Source organism: Peribacillus sp. NPDC096379, assembly GCF_044762875.1.
GTDB lineage: Bacteria > Bacillota > Bacilli > Bacillales > DSM-1321 > Peribacillus.
In genome coordinates this window covers 1-18,767 of record NZ_JBIWFD010000009.1, presented here as the reverse complement: position 1 = coordinate 18,767, position 18,767 = coordinate 1, and the positions used below count along the sequence as shown (strand labels likewise).

Genomic DNA, 18,767 nt, shown 5'->3' with positions numbered 1-18,767 from the left:
ATGATTAAGCACAAATATCGACAAGTAATTCGTCATTCAATCATCGTTCGAGTAAGAAAATAAACGGTTTCTTTAATAAATTAATCAATCGATTGATTAATTAAATATTCTCCATTGATTCGACTGTAATGCCAATAGTAGGAATGATCTGTAGGAGTTTAGTACGTTAAATATGCTATCAGCAAATTTTTACAAATTATTCTCACTGCATACATAGCTGAATCGAGAAGATGAGTGAGTTTGCGACGCATTTAATCAATCGATTGATTAATGAGCTTTATCTCGCATTAACGGACAGTAAAACCCAGACTTATTGAAGTTTCACTTTATCCCAACGATTTGATTTTTATTCCAAAATTAGGAATGGTTGTGTATAATTTTCTATAATATAGTAGTAGAGTTTTCAGAGGAAGGGGGCTTATTGTGACGGATTCTAATGACAATATTTCAATTGAAAAGAAGCGAGATATCTTTCATGATGAACTTAAGATACTAAGAGAAAAACGATTGATTCCCAAATCGGATTACATAAGACTTAGTAGTGCGTATGAACGGCATTATCACCAGCTGCTGCAGCAAGTAGCAGTAATGGAAAAGCAAGAGAAAAAAGAAGAAATGGTTCAATCGAGCACGATTCCGAATGAAGCTCCACATAACATACAGCGAACTAAAGAGCACGCTCCAAAATTAATTCAAGATCCAGTACAAACGCCAATGGCTAGCCCTGAACCTAGGATGGTCATTCAACAGCAACCTGTTGTGAAACCTGCAAAGTCAGCAGAGCAAATACGGGAAAGAAATATAACACTAGTCTTGGTGATGGGTGTGATTCTTCTCTTGTTCGGCGGTCTTATCTTAGCGACGTCAACGTGGGGAGCATTGAATGCTGTTCTGAAAGTATTCTGTATTAGCATGGTGTCCGTGTTTTTCTTTGGGATGGCTTTTATCGCCTTTAAATTAAAAATTAAACAAACGGCCTTTGCTTTCCTAACGCTTGCAAGTCTGTTCATTCCAATTACGATATTATCAGCTTCATATTATCGGATATTTGGAGAGTATTTATCGCTGCAAGGTGAGGGGAGAGGGTTATTGGGGTTGATCGGCGGAGTGATTTGTTTGGGCATTTATTTTGTAATTGCTAAGCACTTTGCTTCGAAACTATTTACCATCCTTTCATTGATAACCTTTGCGTTAGCAAGTCTTTTCGGGTTTACCTATGTGGCGCCAACTACAGAAACATTATTTATTCTACTCGTGTTGTTTAACTTATTATTTTTATGGTATATGGATCGTTTGAAAAGTCATCAACCATTGGCTGTATTCAAACCCTATTTATTTTACTTCATCCAATTTAAAATTTTCGTCGAAGCATTTGTCGTGTTTACACTAGCTTCAAGCACAGTATTGTATTCATTTACTTTGCTTTTAACATCCCTGCAATTCCTAGTGTTCACGATAAAATACAATCAAAAGTATTACAATTTTGCATTTAGTCTTGTATTCAGCTATGGCTATATCCATCTTGTCTTGAACGCGGCAGTATTGAGTGACTTCACTTCTATTGCTTTTGCTATGCTTCCGATCATGTTCATTGTTCTTTCTGTATTTATGGCTAAAAGAAATGAAGAAGTATCGAAAAGCTTTGTGTATACGGGCATTACGAGTAGTGTACTTGTATTTGCCTATGCGAATGCACAAGTGTTTGGAGAAGGCTATGCACAGATTTTCATTGCACTAATCCTTCTAGCCGCACAATATGTATTCTTAGCCATTCAAACGAAGCAAGTCGTGTTTACTTATCCAGCAATCGTCTTATTTAATCTGTCACTTGTTTATCTTGGCTGGGCATTTGAATGGACCTTTGCAGTGCACTCTAGTTTCGTATTTGTGCTTCAAATCCTCCTTTATTTAGGGCTGTTTGTATATAATGTCGCAAAAAAAATAGAGGTTTTCCGTTCGAGTGTAGGGATTCTTTCAAGTAGTGTGATGCTGTTTTTGACTTTTATCAATATGGTGAATGGAGATTGGTTAATCGTCAGTCTCTTTCTTGCCGCGATATCTGGTTTATTATTCTTCAGTCATAATAAAGTGACAGAAAAATGGATGAAGGATATTAGTACGTATGGTTTTCCGTTATCCCTAGCGGGTTCATTGCTCATTTTGTATCTGTATATAAGCGAAACAAGCAGATGGTATGACTTTACTATTCCATTTAGTTTACATGTCATGATTGTCGCATTGCTTTTAATCGGGCTAGGCTATTTCTTGCAAAAATCGTATAAAAGCTTTTTTAATATCTTTATTATTACCGGTCAGGTCCTATCGATGGTGTCGTTTATGACGCTCTATTTTGGAACATTGCAATCCACTCTAATTACCGCTTTAATGATGGTTTCAGCAGCAATTCAAGTTCTGTCCGTTTATTTATATCGCCATCATCTTCTATGGATTCCGGTTGTTTATACAAGCGCCGGTGTGTATGCATCCGTATGGGCCATTTTCAAATTTGAGAATGAATATATCTGGATGTCATATCTATTCTTAGGACCATTATTGTTCTATGTTTTGTCAGTATATGTAGGGAAATATTCGAGGATGGGCAGAAATTATTTCTTTTGGTTCAGCCATCTGACCAACCTTCTTGTGGTAGCACTTGGTTATCTTTATATAAGTGTGACAGGTGCAAATATGTATTTCTACTTAATACCGCTCAGTCTTTATGTGGTCAGCGCAGTGAGGACAACGATTGTGTGGGAGCGTTTTACATTCACGTACATTGGATTTACAGTTCTTCAGTTGCAAGTATTACTTGTTTTTCAGGAATATAAGCTTTTCAACTATCTAATCTTTACTTGCACAATTACGGCAGCTTTGATAACGATTCTTTGGAGTCGAGTGAATCCAGAATGGAAACGGATGATTGATTATTATTTACTAGTATTCTTAAATCTGACTCTCCTTGTTTATTTGTCAGATTGGAATATATTCCGTTTTTCTAGCAACTTGAATGTACTTTCAGTTGTACTTTTCACCATTCAAGCCGCGTTTGCGATCTATTTAATGATGAAACGGAAGTGGGAACATTTTATTGCGATCCCGCTGATGCTAACATTCTTATTTTATGTGCGCTATGCAAACGAGTTATCAATACTTGCAGGTACTGTGTTGTTGTTCGTTGCATTATGTGTGATGACTTGGATGAGCAAGGTGTTTTTCCGCGGAATGGTTCGAAAAGAAGAGACGTATCTAGTGATTGATGTGTATCGAATCGTAGGGTTTCTGTATGTGGTGACAATTAACTGGCGTTTTTTTACGAATGTGGAAAGTTATCCCGCGTTAGAAATCATCGCAGCCTGCTTAGTCAGCGGCTATTTACTTGTTATGCGGGCTTTCACTTTAGATCAATTAGAAAAGAAAATCTATCTTACAGCAGCGGTCGTATTAAGCTTATATCCATATTATGTTATTATCGATCAATTTAACATTCCAACTCTCGTAGCAACAGAAGTCACGATTCTTCCATTGTTTATCATCAGCACATTATTGCTGAGAAAAGTATTCGCTGATGGGCATACGACGCAAACCATCGAACTAGTTATTGTTCCTTTGTTATTTTTAGTATTAATCATGGATGCACTACAAGGAAATACCGTATATGATGCATTGGTAATTGGTACGTTGGCATTAGTCGCAATCATCTTCGGATTTATTGTGAAATATAAATCGTATTTCTTAGCGGGGACAGGGACTATTTTGTTAAATATCTATATGAACACTAATCACCTATGGGGCAATCTGCCATGGTGGCTCTACTTGATCATTGGCGGTATCGTTCTTATCGCGCTTGCCAGCTTCTTTGAATGGAAAAAACAAAAGGAAAATACGACGTCCAAGAAAATTCTTGAACGTAACAAAGAAAAAATTCGGAAATGGTTTGAACGGTGGAGGTAGAATGATGAGATTGATATGTCAAATGACTATGATTCGTTTTTAGATAAATGAAGAATGGACCGAAATAGGTAGAAGGTTCAAGATAGAAAGAACAGAAAAGGCTGTCCCGCGGGGCAGCCTTTTCTGTTCTTTACGTTTTCTGTGATTGTCTGGATAAGCCTTAAGAATATGAGCAATGTTACTGAAAAAGAAGCGTTTCAGCATATTTGGTTCCTCCTGGTTGTCATTCAATAAAGAGGATTTGTATCGATCTTATTTAAATAGATCTGGGTAAACGGTTTTGGCAACAAGCTCGACAGCTTCACCAATACGTGGTCCTGGACGGGACATCACGTCTTCATTTAAGTAGTATACTTTGTCTTCCTTAACGGCTGTAAGTTGGTCCCACCCTGTACGGCTCTTAATTTCTTGTTCAGGTTTTTCAATAAAACCGGCAGTTGTTGTGATGACAGCAGGGTTGCGTTTAATAACTTCTTCCTCAGAAACTTTGATCCAACCTTCTTGATCCTCAAATATGTTGGTTACACCCGCTTTTGCAAGGATTTCTTGTTGAAATGTCTTCTTTCCAGGTGTGTAGATTTCTGGAGCAGGACTTATTTCTAAATAGACACTTTTCTTTTCATTAATAGAGTCTGTTTTTTCAATGACAGCTGCAACTTGGTTTTTAATCGTATCGACGATTTCGCTCCCTTTCTCCTTAACGCCCATTACTTCAGCAATTTGCTGAATGTCTCCGTAAACATCTTCAAATGTAGCAGCAGATGCAATGACAAAGATTGGGATTCCCGCATCTTTCAGCGGCTGTAAAGTAGCTTCGTCGCCAATTGTATAGGCGATGATGACGTCTGGGTTTAACGCAATTATTTTCTCTGCGTTAATATTCATTGAATCAGAAACAGATTCAATATCGGCAGCTTCTTTTGGATAGTTATCAACATCTGTGACCCCAACTACTTTTTCACCTGCTCCTAGAGCAAAGAGAATTTCTGTATTGCTTGGTTGAAGGGAGATCACTTTTTCAGGTACTTTATCAAAGGTGATCTTGTCGCCAAGATCATCAGTTACTGAATAGGGCTGGTCTTTTTCTTTTTTAATTTCACTTGCAGGGGCATTATCCTTACTTGGTGCTGTTTGATTATTATTCCCACAGCCAGCAAGTACTAAAATAAAAGAAAGCATTAGTGCGAGTAACCAATTGTTCCATATGAATTTTTTCATTGTGTTCTCCTCATTTCTCATTCCTATAAATGGATGGATGTATTATTTTTTCGTCGATTTAATGTCATAGCATATACTCTCGTGAGGGATTTCCTCAACACCAAGTTGTTTATTTACATAGACGGCCATAACGAATAAAACGTTTGCTAGTAAATGAGCGTAATCGAACAGGATTTTAGGAACTTCTCTTTCAAGACTCACTTTATGTAGCGCTCTTACTGACTTCTTCGCTTCACTGCGGCAAGTGTGCAAAATACAGGCACCGGGAGTTCCTTGTGGCAAGACAAAAGTACCGATAGAGTCTTTGACCTCTGCTGTATAAAAATCATACATACCACTTAGGCGATCTAAGTCTTCTTGCGTGATACCTAATCGTCCGCGTACTGAGCCGTTTAGATTATAGCCCATGTCGAGTAAGTACATTAAATCTTTGTGTACAACAGGTACGTTTTTAGTAAATGCACAAGCTAAGCCAATACGAGATGTCAAGGAGTCAGTCCTGATCTCGAAGTCCACTGTTGAAGCGGATTCGCGCATGTACGGGTAACACATAAAACGGAAATCTTTTTTTGTCAAATGTAATCCCCCTTATATGATGAATAGAGTGAATAGCCCTTGAAATCGTTTTTTATAACAAAAAAACCGACCAAGAAAATTGGGCGGCACACCATCCTACATATCCAGTTGGAAAGAAAAGATGAGAGTTGCCGTACAATCCTCTTATCTTCCGAAGAGTATAATACGATGGAAAGAAGGCAGGTCTCCTGGCTTGTGCATCCATTTACTTTAAGGTCCTTCCCATTTTATATAACGGATTGCGTGCTACGTCCGATTCCGTTAAATAAAACAGTGGCATATCCTTATTTCATCGCACTTACAGTTGCGGAAACAGCTTCGGTTCTTCACCGAATTCCCTATTAAGCTGAAAGTTCAGCACCTTTTTTCTGCAAGATTATATTCACTTATCAATAGTTTACCATATAATTCCGATAAGAAAGTCATACTTTTTGTGATGTTTACTAATACATATGTTTACTAGATCTAAAAATTTGAAAATTTGTGCAATTATGATATATGTTGAATGAAAGATCCACCATTTTTCTTCCAGTTTGATAAAACTCATTTTGATGCGAAATATGCTCAACTCTACTGGGTAAGGCCATTATGTAAAGTTTGTAAATATATTGGAAAAAGAAGGGTTAGAAAGGGAGTCGTCGAATGTAGTTTAAGTTAAAGTAATTTTAAATGAATTGTGTCGATAGGATGAAAAGGTTAGTTGTTTTTTCAGATCTTTTGAAAATCGATAAGGGATGAATCACAGGAGGTAAGGTATGACATATGAAGGAAAGCACCCAAAGTTAAATGAAGTGATACGTAATATCGAGAAGGTTATTATTGGGAAAAGAGATATAGCAGAATTAAGTGTAGTGGCTTTACTTTCGGGAGGTCATGTTTTATTGGAAGATGTTCCAGGTGTAGGTAAGACGATGATGGTCCGTGCGCTGGCCAAGTCAATCAGTGCAGACTTTAAACGAATTCAATTCACACCTGACCTGCTGCCGTCTGATGTAACAGGCGTTTCCATATATAATCCAAGGGAGCAAGAATTTACTTTTCGTCCTGGGCCGATTATGGGGAATATTATCCTGGCTGACGAGATTAATCGAACATCTCCGAAAACTCAGTCAGCCTTATTAGAAGGGATGGAAGAGGCAAGTGTGACGATTGATGGTGTAACGAGAGTGCTGGAGCAACCATTCTTTGTTATGGCAACACAAAACCCTATCGAATATGAAGGAACGTACCCTCTTCCTGAAGCTCAACTTGATCGTTTTTTATTAAAAATGAAAATGGGATACCCAGATATATTTGAAGAAGTGGAAGTTTTGAATCGTGCGCGTTTGGCTTCACCGCTTGATAGTCTTGGACCCGTTATGTCATTGGTTGAACTACGCGGTTTGCAGCAAGAGTCAAAGGCGGTTATTGTCGATGATGCGATTAAGCATTATATTGTTGAAATGACACAAACAACGCGCCAGCATCGCAGTGTATATTTAGGTGCGAGTCCTCGTGGTTCGATTGCCTTAATGAAAGCATCTCAAAGCTACGCTCTATTATATGACCGGGATTATGTGTTGCCGGACGATGTTCAATATCTTGCCCCATTTGTGTTATCGCATCGCCTTATCTTGAAATCTGAAGCGAAGTACGAAGGGATTACAGCTGAGCAGGTGGTTGCTGAAATTATTGATAATATTCCTGTACCAGTAAAAAGGGCTGTGAATTAATGATGAAATCGTTGGTAGAGAAAATGAGACCTTATGCAAAGGTTGTAGTGCTTATTAGTTTGGTAGTCTTGGCATTTGGGTTTGCGATGTTTCAGGGAGGTTTTCTCAGTTGGTTTCTGTTCTATACGTTTCTGCCATTTGCCCTTTATTCGATAGGGCTGTTTTTCTATCCTATCCACAAGTTCACGGTAACAAGATCGTTAGATAAAACGGAACTCAGAACAGGGGAATCGATTGAAGCCAGAATTGAAATCACACGAAAAGACCGCTTCCCGTTGTTATTTCTTCTAGTGGAAGAAGAGCTTAATGGCCGATTAGGCAAAAACACGTCCATGAAGAAGGCGTTCATTTTCCCTTGGTTCCGGAAATCATTTTCGATTACGTTTTTGCTTCATAATCTTCCAAGAGGGGAGCACGGCTTGTCTGCGATCCGTCTGAAAACTGGAGATATGATTGGATTATTTGAAAAGGAAGCCAATTATGATCTTCCAAAAAAAGTCCTAGTCTGGCCTGCTTATTATGATTTGTCGTATAAGCAATTGGAGAATTTCTTTAATCAAGGAGAAGCAGGGTCTGTAAAAAAGATGCAAAGAGAGCATTCAATTGTCAGTGGAGTTCGAGAATACCAGCCGGGTGACCAAATGTCATGGATTAACTGGAAAGCGACAGCCAATAAGAATGCCATTATGACCAAGGAATTTGAAGAACAGAAAAGTCATGATGTATATTTGGTCCTGGATGAAGCTTCATCAGAGTCCTTTGAAGATTCGGTAGTATTTGCTGCCTCCTTCGCGCATGTTCTTCTGAAGAAAGGGATACTAGTTGGCTATGCAGGTTCGGCGATGCATGAGGCGCCACTACCGATCCGAGGTGGAGATGGACAGCTCCAAAGAATCCTTTACCGACTTGCCAAAACAGAAGCAGATGAAAAAGGGAGTTTAAGTTCCTTGCTTGGATCACATCAAACCGTATTATCTCAAAATGTAGCGATCATCTTGATTACTTCGCATTTGGATCAAAGAATGGTGGAACAAATCAGTGCGTATAAAATGAACCAGTCCATTACGATAGTTTGTATAAAAAAAGAAGGACAGTTAGCAGCTGAAGATCTTTTTGCAAAGCGATCCGCCTATATAAGAGGGATGAGAGTTAGTTATTTGGAGCAGGGACATTTTGAATCTGGATTAGTCGAGGTGATGGCTCAATGATTCAAAGAACTAGTCTACTCGATATATTGTTGAAAGTGGTTTTATACGGATACGGCACTTTGTTGTTATGGGAATGGCTACAGCCGGTTAATCAACTGACAGATACCGATAATATGGGCGTGTTTATTGTATTTATGTGTCTTTCTTTGCTTTCGTACTTTTTACAGGTGCATTGGGTTGTAAGAATAATGATTTTTGTGGTATATACAACTGTTTCCATTCAATATTTATATTCGCAGTTTTCACTTTTTGAACTCGCTTGGATTGGGGAACTTATAAGTGATATGAAAATGAATATTTCAAGAATGGTGAAAGCGGACTGGATGTTATTAACAAACAGCTTTAGAACCTTATTGTTTTTTGTTTTGATTTGGCTCATTTCATATTTAATTCATTACTGGGTAGCTGTCCGTCGAAATCTTTTTTTATTTTTTCTGCTAACCATTGTTTTTTTAGCGGTTCTTGATACGTTTACCCCGTATGATGCGGATGGTTCCATTGTTCGGGTTGTTATCATTGGTTTTGCTGTACTGGGATTGCTCGCTTTTTTCCGTTTATTTGAACAGGAAAGATTAACAGTGTCTATTGATGGTTTACGAAGATGGCTTATTCCATTAACAATTATGCTGTTGTTTAGTGGGACAATTGGTTTTGCAGCACCGAAACTAAACCCCCAATGGCCAGATCCTGTTCCATTTATTATATCCTATTCAACTAAAACAACAGGAGATTCGAAATCAGCAGGAAGCAAGCGTACTGGGTATGGAGAAAATGATACCCAACTGGGTGGTTCAATTTCTGACGACCATGCAGTTGTTTTTTATGCAGATACTCCCACTCGACACTATTGGAAGGTGGAGAACAAGTATTATTACACTGGCAAGGGCTGGACAAGGCTTAATTATCCAGGAGAATTGACAGAGTATGAAAATGATCAGGATATGGTGGATCTTACAGATACAGAATTACCTGGAATAAAGCTTCAAGAACAAAAGGCGTCCGTTAAAATGGAGCAGTTCTACAATCATGTTCCATATCCTACTCCTAGTTTACTTAAAAGAGTTTCAGCTGAAGAAATAGATCAGTATATTTTTAATGACTCGACGAATTTATTGACAGCTCAATCGAAAAATTGGGGTAGGATCAAGCTTACGGATTATGAAGTGAATTATTATCTTAAAACATTTGATCGAAATTATTTAAAAAAGGTTACATCTGCAAATGATGTTCCTGAAGACATTATAGGTATTTATACACAGTTACCAAGGAACCTACCTGAAAGAATTCGTAATTTAGCGTTAGAGATCACTAGTAATAAAGATAATTGGTATGACAAGGTAAAAGCTGTTGAAAATCATTTTGATGGTCCTGAGTTTGTGTATGATAAGCAAGATATTCCTTATCCAGAAGAGCAACAGGATTATGTGGATCAATTCCTATTTGAAACACTGCGGGGGTATTGTGATAATTTCTCTACAGCAATGGTTGTTCTATTACGTTCACTCGACATTCCGGCACGCTGGGCAAAAGGTTATTCTGATGGTGTGGCAACGATAAAAAACGGTGAATCCGTTTATATGATCACGAATAATAATGCTCATTCATGGGTAGAGGTTTATTTTCCTGAGGTTGGTTGGGTTCCATTTGAGCCAACAAAAGGCTTTAATAATACAAATCAGTTTTATGATGCTTCTTTGACTACTCAAGCTAACGAGAATGACCATAATACGGCTGTGACGACTCCGGAAAAAAGAGAGCCAACTCAGCCCGATAAAAAAACACTTCCAGATACGGATAAATCGGATCAATCAGCATCTTTGGGATCAGGTGATATTTCTTGGAAGATCATTTTACGAAATACAGTAATTGGTCTTGTAGGTGTAATGTTTCTTGCTTTCTTGCTTTATCAATCGAGAAGAAAATGGCTACCATATGTATTTATTACAAGATATAAAGGGAAAAATGGTACGGACACATTTACAAGTGCTTATAATGTTCTCCTCAAGCAATTGAATCGCGCTGGTGTACCGCGACCTGAAGGCCAAACATTGCGAGAATACGCGGTTTATGTTGATCGTGTCTATCGTATGTCTAATGATAATATGCAGCAAATGACGAAGGAATACGAAAGAATTTTATACCGTGGGGATCAGGAAAACCAAGCTTGGAGGCAGTATCGAGAATTGTGGGAAAATTTAATTAAAGAGACAACCTCTTGACCATGTTTTTAACATGTTGGTACAATTGAAACATTCAAATACGAGCCCTTCATATATCCTCGATAATATGGATCGAAAGTCTCTACCGAATCACCGTAAATGATTTGACTATGAAGGCAGATGTTTCAGTGTAACAGCTAGAATTCTGCCTTTTTAGACTTTTTAGGGTGGAGTTTAGCTTTTTTGTGTTTTATTTTTACATTTTTGAAATAATAAGAACAAACCGCTTCTTTAAAGAAGTGAATATATCAAATGAGGTGACAATAGTGACGGGGAAAACAGACTTACAGAACCAGGAAATGATTGTCGTATTAGACTTCGGCAGTCAATATAATCAATTAATCACTAGACGTATTCGTGAATTTGGCGTGTACAGTGAATTACATCCCCATACTATTACGGTAGAAGAAATTCAAAAATTAAATCCAACTGGAATTATTTTCTCTGGTGGGCCGAATAGTGTATACGATGCATCTGCTTTTGGGTGTGATGAGCGCATTTTTGAACTAGGATTACCGATTTTCGGGATTTGTTATGGTATGCAGTTGATGACGAAGCATTTCGGTGGAAAAGTTGAACAAGCAAAGAACCGTGAATATGGTAAAGCGACGCTCGCGATTCAAAACGATTCAAAACTATTTAAGGACCTACCTAAAGAACAAATTGTCTGGATGAGTCATGGAGATCTTGTTGTGGAAACTCCAGAAGGATTTACAATTGATGGAACGAATGCATCTTGTCCAATTGCGGCGATGAGCGATGAATCAAGAAAGCTCTACGCAGTACAATTCCATCCAGAAGTTCGTCACTCTGTTTACGGAAACGACATCTTGAAAAACTTCGTGTTTGATGTTTGTGGCTGTAAAGGTGACTGGTCTATGGGGAATTTCATTGAAATTGAGTTGGAAAAAATTCGTCAAACAGTAGGCGACAAAAAAGTTTTGTGTGCCCTAAGCGGTGGAGTGGATTCATCTGTTGTTGCGGTGCTTATTCATAAAGCAATCGGAGACCAATTAACATGTATTTTCGTTGATCATGGTCTATTGCGTAAAGGCGAAGCGGAAGGCGTTATGAAAATGCTGGGCGACGGCTTCCAAATGAATGTTATTAAAGTGGATGCCAAAGAACGTTTCCTTTCTAAGCTTGAAGGCGTTTCTGATCCTGAGAAAAAACGTAAAATTATTGGGAATGAGTTTATCTATGTATTTGATGATGAAGCAACGAAATTAGAAGGAATTGAATTCCTTGCTCAAGGTACTCTTTATACAGATATTATCGAAAGTGGTACAGCAACAGCACAAACGATTAAATCGCATCACAATGTTGGTGGTCTGCCTGAAGATATGCAGTTCAAGCTGATTGAACCGCTAAACACACTGTTCAAAGATGAAGTACGTGCACTTGGAACAGAACTGGGGATGCCTGATGAAATTGTTTGGCGTCAACCATTCCCAGGTCCTGGATTGGGAATTCGTGTATTAGGAGAGATCACAGAAGACAAGCTAGAAATTGTACGTGAATCTGACTATATTTTGCGTGAAGAAATAAGTAAAGCTGGTCTGGATCGTGAAATTTGGCAGTACTTTACCGTTCTTCCGGATATTCGTAGTGTTGGTGTTATGGGAGATACGCGTACGTATGACCATACAATTGGTATTCGCGCTGTCACTTCAATCGATGGTATGACTTCAGATTGGGCTCGTATCCCTTGGGATGTTCTTGAACTTATTTCAACGAGAATTGTTAATGAAGTAAACCATGTAAACCGTGTCGTTTATGATATTACAAGTAAACCACCTGCAACGATTGAATGGGAGTAGACGAAAGATACTGAATTTTTCCGATTTGAAATAAGATTATATGGCTTATAAACGAACGTTGTTTCTTCTTGAGAGAAACAACGTTCGTTTTTTTGTTGACAGCTAGTATCACTTTTAGTACAATTGAAAAGTAAATTATTAATAGTGTGTGTTCAAAAAGGAGCCGAGCAGTTCGAGGAAAGATAGAGCTTTGATGCAATTCGCAAGCATTTGTACCGAACCTTTTGAACATCCTCTAATAGATACTATTTATTCGCCGTATAATATTGGGGATATGGCCCAAAAGTTTCTACCGAGCTACCGAAAATAGCTTGACTACGAAGTGAAGGATACGCATAACCGATGGAGTGTATCTAACTCTTTTAAAACCCTTTACATAATTTGCAGGTAAGCATCGTTTCGGTTAGAAGTGAGGCTTTTGGTCAGTGTTGAATTTATTTAAGGGAGACTGAATGATGAAAAAGTATTTTCAATTTCAAGAACTTGGCACGAATTATCGTCGAGAAATAATTGGGGGTCTGACAACCTTCTTAGCTATGGCTTATATTCTAGTGGTAAATCCAAGTATTTTAACACTTCAGGGCATTGAAGGATATCCTGATGAACTACGAATGAATTATGGTGCAGTATTCGTTGCGACAGCATTAGCGGCGGGTATCGGTTCGATCCTTATGGGGGTTATTGCCAGATATCCGATTTCACTTGCTCCAGGCATGGGACTAAATGCCTTCTTTGCTTTCACAGTTGTACTCGGATTCGGTATTCCGTGGCAAACAGCGTTAACAGGTGTACTGATTTCTGGAATTATTTTCGTTATCCTTTCTTTATCGGGGATTCGTGAGAAAATAATAAATGCAATTCCTGCGGAGCTTAAATTTGCGGTTGGAGCAGGTATTGGTTTATTTATCACATTTGTTGGTTTTCAAAACTCACGCATTATTGTTAAGAACGATGCCACCCTTGTTGGGTTAGGTGACTTGACTTCAGGTAACACACTTCTTGCGGTTTTTGGTATTGTTATTACAGTTATTTTAATGGCGAGAGGTATTAAGAGCGCCGTTTTTCTAGGTATGATTATTACGGCGATTGCTGGTATGATCTTCGGGCTTGTACCGTTTCCGGAGAAAATTGTTGGAGCTGCACCGAGCATTGCTCCTACATTTGGAGCTGCGTTTGAAGCATTCGGGAATTTGCCTGACCTATTCTCAGGTCAGATGTTGATTGTTATTTTAACCTTCTTATTCGTTGCATTCTTTGATACAGCAGGAACATTAGTGGCTGTTGCTCAGCAAGCAGGATTAATGAAAGATAACGTCCTGCCGCGCGTAGGAAAAGGGTTGCTTGCGGATTCATTAGCTATCGTATCTGGAGCAATTTTAGGAACATCTACAACAACATCTTATGTTGAGTCGACTTCAGGTGTAGCTGCCGGGGCACGAAGCGGTTTTGCGGCGGTCGTTACAGGATTATTATTTATTCTTGCTATTTTCTTTTTCCCACTTCTATCGGTGGTAACATCCGCGGTAACGGCTCCAGCCTTAATCGTAGTCGGTGTTCTAATGGCAACTGGTTTGAAACATATTGATTGGTCACGATTTGAAATTGCAGTACCAGCTTTCTTCACAGTCATCATGATGCCGTTAACTTACAGCATCGCAACAGGTATTGCTTGTGGTTTCGTCTTCTATCCGATTACGATGATTATGACAGGAAAAGCCAAGCAAGTTCACCCAATCATGTACGGATTGTTCGTTATCTTTATCGCTTATTTTATTTTCTTAGTTTAATAAATGATCAGAGGACCTTAACGGGTTCTCTTTTTTTATCCCGTATTGTTGGCATGTATGGCATTCTTGGTAGGGGTAACTATCCGCGAACTCCTCTGATACAATGACTCAGACTAAAAGCTCCATAATTTTATGTTGTCGTCTTAACGCTCTTTTAGGAAACCTCATTAAATGGTAGGTGTAATGATTCGGTTGAGGGATTGTTCGTGTTGATTTAATTGAATGAATTGACTAACATAGATGACATAGATTATAGGGTGAAAGAGGGAAGCAGATGGGAGTAGCTATAATTAATAAAGTTTTGAATAATAATGTCGTCATAGCAAACCATCCTTCTTATGGTGAAACCGTAATAATTGGCAAAGGGATTGGATTCAATCGAAAAAGAGACGACGAAATATCTTTAGTCAATGCTGATAAGATGTTTGTTTTGACCGGAAAAAAAGAACAGGAAGACTATAAAAAGTTACTTCCAGAAATCGATGAAAAACACCAAGGGGCAATCATTGAAGCAATCAATCATATTAGTAAAAGAGTGTCTGGAAGTGTCAATGAATATATACATGTCGGAATGACCGATCATTTGCTTTTTGCCTTAAACAGGATTGAAAATGGCCTTTCGATAAACAATCCATTTTTAGTTGAAACGAGTACGCTTTATCCATTTGAATATGAAATCGCAAAAGAAGTAATCGAGATTTTAGAAATAAAGACGGGAATTAGTCTTCCGGAAGGAGAAGCTGGCTTTATTACGCTTCATATTCACAGTGCGCTAACGAATAAAGAGTTAGCGAAAGTGAATCAACATTCTCAGCTAGTCACGCATTTGATTAATCTTATAGAAGAACAACTGCAAATAGATATTGATAAAGAAAGTATTGACTATGTAAGGCTTGTCCGTCACTTGCGGTATACCATCGATCGAGTATTAAGAGGTGAGAAAGTAGAGGAACCTGAAATACTCACTACCCTCTTGAAAGACGAGTATCCGTTATGCTATAATTTGGCTTGGAAACTGATAAAAATTATGCAACAGCACTTGAAAGAACAAGTATATGATGCAGAAGCCATCTATTTGACGATGCATCTTCAGCGATTACAAAAGAAAATTACATAAAAATCATAACCTTTACGTGTTACTGATTCGATCAGGCATAAGTGAAGAAAGTGATTGGACGAAGCGAATGGGGGTATAGTATACCCGTACGCTCTTTCAATGCTTTTTTTACTTATGCCTTTTTTATTTGTCTTTTTCGTTGTAAACGTTTTATACAGCATTACCGGGTCTGGTTATCAGGGGAAACAGAGACTAAGTTTTACTTTATCGGTTTTCAAATCTTAATTTCGGAGGTTTTGCACCATGTGGAAGAAAGTTTTTGGTGTTCTACAAAATTTAGGGAAAGCGTTTATGCTTCCTGTAGCTATGTTGCCAGCAGCAGGATTGCTACTAGGGTTAGGAAATGCGGCTCAACAAGATGTGACGCTGCAGTACCTACCATTCCTAGATGCTAATTGGATTCAGTTGGTCGCTAGGGTAATGGAAGATTCCGGTGGTATTATATTTAGTAACTTGGCGCTGATCTTTGCAATTGGAATCGCCATTGGGTTAGCTGGTGATGGAGCGGCTGCGCTCGCTGCGCTCGTTGGCTATTTAGTATTGAATCGGGTCATGAGTACATGGATGGGTGTAACGCCGGAAATGGTTGCAAGTGACCCTAGTTTTGCAAATGTTTTGGGTATTCCTACGTTACAAACTGGTGTGTTCGGAGGGATTATCGTTGGACTGATTGCAGCCTATAGCTACAACCGCTTTCATAATATTGAAATGCCTTCATTCCTCGGTTTCTTTGCGGGAAAACGTTTTGTTCCAATCGCTTCAGCTGTTCTGTCTTTGCTTGTAGGTCTATTAATGCTGTTAGTTTGGCCTCCAATTCAAGGCGCGATGAACAGTGCATCACTTTGGTTAATTGAAGAGGGGACCTATTTTGCGGTATTCTTCTTTGGTTTTATCAAACGATTATTAATACCATTTGGGCTACATCATATTTTCTATGCCCCATTTTGGTATGAATTTGGTACATATACAACGGTCGCTGGGGAAATCGTTCGTGGTGATATGACAATTTTCTTTGCTCAGCTAAAAGATGGCGTAGACATAACGGCAGGTAACTTCATGGCTGGTGAATATCCAATAATGATGTTTGGTCTGCCAGCGGCGGCGTTAGCGATGTATCATACAGCAAGACCTGAAAAGAAAAAGTTTGTTGCAGGTTTATTAGGCTCGGCTGCACTGACTTCTTTCTTAACGGGTATAACTGAACCACTTGAATTTTCATTTATGTTTATTTCTCCTGTGTTGTATGTGATTCATGCGGTTTTAGATGGATTAGCATTCGTGTTAATGACCTTCTTTAGTGTCAATATCGGTTATACATTCTCGGGTGGTGCAATTGACTTTCTACTCTTTGGTATCTTACCAGGAAAAGAGCCATGGTGGATTGCGATCATTCTAGGAATTATATTTGCGGTAATCTACTATGTTATTTTCCGTTTTGCAATCAATAAATTTAATTTAATGACTCCGGGCCGTGAAAAAGCAGAAGATGAACAATCGCAAGAAGGTAAAAAAGGAACGGTAAGCGAACTTCCCTATAACATTCTTGATGCAATGGGAGGACGAGAAAATATCGCAAATCTTGATGCTTGTATTACTCGACTACGTGTATCTGTTAACGACGTTAAAGATGTTGATAAAAATCGTTTGAAACAGCTTGGTGCTGCAGGTGTACTTGAAGTCGGAAACAACATTCAGGCTATTTTTGGCCCACGCTCAGAGATCATTAAGTCACAAATGAAAGATATCATGAGTGGGAAAGCGCCAAAAAACGTAGTAACAAATCAGGAAGAAGAAGTAGAACAACAAATTGAAGAAGTTATGCCAGGTGTTTTGCAAGCAGAGGTGAAAGCAGACATCTTCGTTTCGCCGATTACTGGAGAAATCAAACCAATCAGTGAAGTGCCAGATGCTGTTTTTGCTGAGAAAATGATGGGTGACGGTTTTGCGATCCTACCAACAGACGGAGCGATTGTTTCTCCTGTGGATGGAACGATCGTGAACCTCTTCCCGACCAAGCATGCACTGGGCATCGAAACTGACAATGGTCTTGAAATTCTGATCCATATTGGTATTGATACAGTGAAGTTGGAAGGGAACGGTTTTGAAGCGCTCGTTGCCCAAGGTGACAAAGTGAAAAGAGGTCAACTACTATTAAAGGTTGATTTAGCCTACGTGAAAGAGCATGCTCCTTCTATTATTACACCAATCGTCTTCACAAACTTAAAAGAAGGCGAAACTATTCAAATTGATAAAAACGGTAATGTGAAAAGTGGAGAAAAAGACGTTATCTCCATAATCAAATAAATAAAAGTAGAAGAAAAAGTTCCAAGAGGGTCTTGCCTTACAGATTATACATTGTGGGGTATGATCCTCTGTTTTGTATTGTGGAGTCGATAAGTAGGAAGAAGATAAATGTTAAGTTCATTAACGAGATATTAAGAAACGGTTAATTAATGTGAAAATTCTAACTATATTGACTATTTTTATTTAGAAGCCTGTATTATAGTTTTGTAATCTAAAATGGAACTACGAGGAGGCAATAAGAAGTATGAAAAATTTTCAAAAATGGCTTTTAACATTTATGGCAGCTTTCATGTTAGTAGGAGTTGCCACTGGTTGCTCGAGTGAGGATACTAATACGGACGATACTAAAACCGAAGACACAGGAACTGAAGATTCGAATACTGAAGAAAAAGCAGAGTAATAGTAGAGAGGCTGAATCTGTAAAGATCCAGCCTCTTATTATTTTACAGATAATATCGAAATTAAAATAACAGAATGAAATTGTATGCTTAGAAAGGTTCGTGGTATCCTTTTAAGCTATAAGTAATTAGTGTAGAGAAAAAGTTATTATTTTTATTGACAGTGTATTTAGAGAGTGGTACTATAGGAAATACGCCACAGAACACCATTGTGATTTTGGAAATAACAAAAAAACTTTTTTCGAAAGTTATTGACAGTTCAGTTGGTGGGTGTTATGATATAAAAGTTGCTTACGAGATAAGTGACAACGATAAATTGCTCTTTGAAAACTGAACAAAACAAAGCGCCAACGTTTAAATTTAAGTGAGTACACACTATAAAAACAAATGAGCAAGTCAAACACTTTTTGGAGAGTTTGATCCTGGCTCAGGACGAACGCTGGCGGCGTGCCTAATA

12 protein-coding genes and 3 riboswitches are annotated in these 18,767 nt (G+C 38.4%); of the genes, 9 read left to right on the top strand and 3 right to left on the bottom strand.

Going from position 1 to position 18,767, the window contains the following annotated elements:
* Positions 1-423 precede the first annotated feature (423 nt).
* Positions 424-3,951, top strand: a complete 3,528-nt coding sequence (locus ACIQZI_RS22650; protein WP_403077726.1) for a hypothetical protein — start codon at positions 424-426, stop codon at positions 3,949-3,951.
* A 39-nt stretch (positions 3,952-3,990) separates the two neighbouring features.
* Here ACIQZI_RS22650 and ACIQZI_RS22645 read toward each other — a convergent pair whose 3' ends face one another.
* Genes ACIQZI_RS22645 through ACIQZI_RS22635 form a run of 3 tightly spaced genes read right to left on the bottom strand, consistent with a single transcriptional unit; the run spans position 3,991 to position 5,706 of the window.
* Complete coding sequence (locus ACIQZI_RS22645; RefSeq protein ID WP_403077724.1) at positions 3,991-4,155, bottom strand: hypothetical protein; 165 nt, start codon at positions 4,153-4,155, stop codon at positions 3,991-3,993.
* Positions 4,156-4,203: 48 nt separating this feature from the next.
* Positions 4,204-5,169 (bottom strand): ABC transporter substrate-binding protein, encoded by a 966-nt coding sequence (locus ACIQZI_RS22640; protein ID WP_403077721.1) that lies wholly within the window; start codon positions 5,167-5,169, stop codon positions 4,204-4,206.
* A 42-nt stretch (positions 5,170-5,211) separates the two neighbouring features.
* Complete coding sequence (locus ACIQZI_RS22635; protein WP_403077718.1) at positions 5,212-5,706, bottom strand: hypothetical protein; 495 nt, start codon at positions 5,704-5,706, stop codon at positions 5,212-5,214.
* A gap of 200 nt (positions 5,707-5,906) precedes the next feature.
* Positions 5,907-6,125, bottom strand: a riboswitch (cobalamin riboswitch).
* Positions 6,126-6,500: 375 nt separating this feature from the next.
* On the opposite strand from ACIQZI_RS22635, the gene ACIQZI_RS22630 reads away from it, so the two are divergent.
* The 8 genes from ACIQZI_RS22630 (at position 6,501) to ACIQZI_RS22595 (ending at position 18,312) form a co-directional block, all read left to right on the top strand.
* Positions 6,501-7,457 carry an AAA family ATPase gene (locus ACIQZI_RS22630; protein WP_062187100.1) on the top strand — a complete coding sequence of 319 codons (957 nt, stop codon included), beginning with the start codon at positions 6,501-6,503 and terminating at the stop codon, positions 7,455-7,457.
* Complete coding sequence (locus tag ACIQZI_RS22625) at positions 7,457-8,665, top strand: DUF58 domain-containing protein (RefSeq protein ID WP_062187099.1); 1,209 nt, start codon at positions 7,457-7,459, stop codon at positions 8,663-8,665. The genes ACIQZI_RS22630 and ACIQZI_RS22625 overlap by 1 nt, the downstream gene beginning before the upstream one ends.
* Positions 8,662-10,884 (top strand): transglutaminaseTgpA domain-containing protein, encoded by a 2,223-nt coding sequence (locus tag ACIQZI_RS22620; protein ID WP_403077714.1) that lies wholly within the window; start codon positions 8,662-8,664, stop codon positions 10,882-10,884. Before ACIQZI_RS22625 ends, ACIQZI_RS22620 begins: the two co-directional genes overlap by 4 nt.
* A 29-nt stretch (positions 10,885-10,913) precedes the next feature.
* Positions 10,914-11,015, top strand: a riboswitch (purine riboswitch).
* A 135-nt stretch (positions 11,016-11,150) separates the two neighbouring features.
* Positions 11,151-12,704, top strand: coding sequence for a glutamine-hydrolyzing GMP synthase (gene guaA, locus ACIQZI_RS22615; protein WP_062187097.1), 1,554 nt, complete (start codon positions 11,151-11,153; stop codon positions 12,702-12,704).
* Between the two features lie 236 nt (positions 12,705-12,940).
* A riboswitch (purine riboswitch) is annotated at positions 12,941-13,042 on the top strand.
* A 117-nt stretch (positions 13,043-13,159) separates the two neighbouring features.
* Positions 13,160-14,491 (top strand): NCS2 family permease, encoded by a 1,332-nt coding sequence (locus ACIQZI_RS22610; protein ID WP_062187095.1) that lies wholly within the window; start codon positions 13,160-13,162, stop codon positions 14,489-14,491.
* Between the two features lie 274 nt (positions 14,492-14,765).
* A complete protein-coding gene (gene glcT, locus ACIQZI_RS22605; protein WP_062187093.1) occupies positions 14,766-15,608 on the top strand; it encodes a glucose PTS transporter transcription antiterminator GlcT in 843 nt (280 codons plus the stop codon).
* A gap of 243 nt (positions 15,609-15,851) precedes the next feature.
* A complete protein-coding gene (ptsG, locus tag ACIQZI_RS22600; protein WP_403077710.1) occupies positions 15,852-17,912 on the top strand; it encodes a glucose-specific PTS transporter subunit IIBC in 2,061 nt (686 codons plus the stop codon).
* Between the two features lie 244 nt (positions 17,913-18,156).
* A complete protein-coding gene (locus ACIQZI_RS22595) occupies positions 18,157-18,312 on the top strand; it encodes a hypothetical protein (protein WP_403077707.1) in 156 nt (51 codons plus the stop codon).
* The last annotated feature ends 455 nt before the right edge of the window (positions 18,313-18,767 follow it).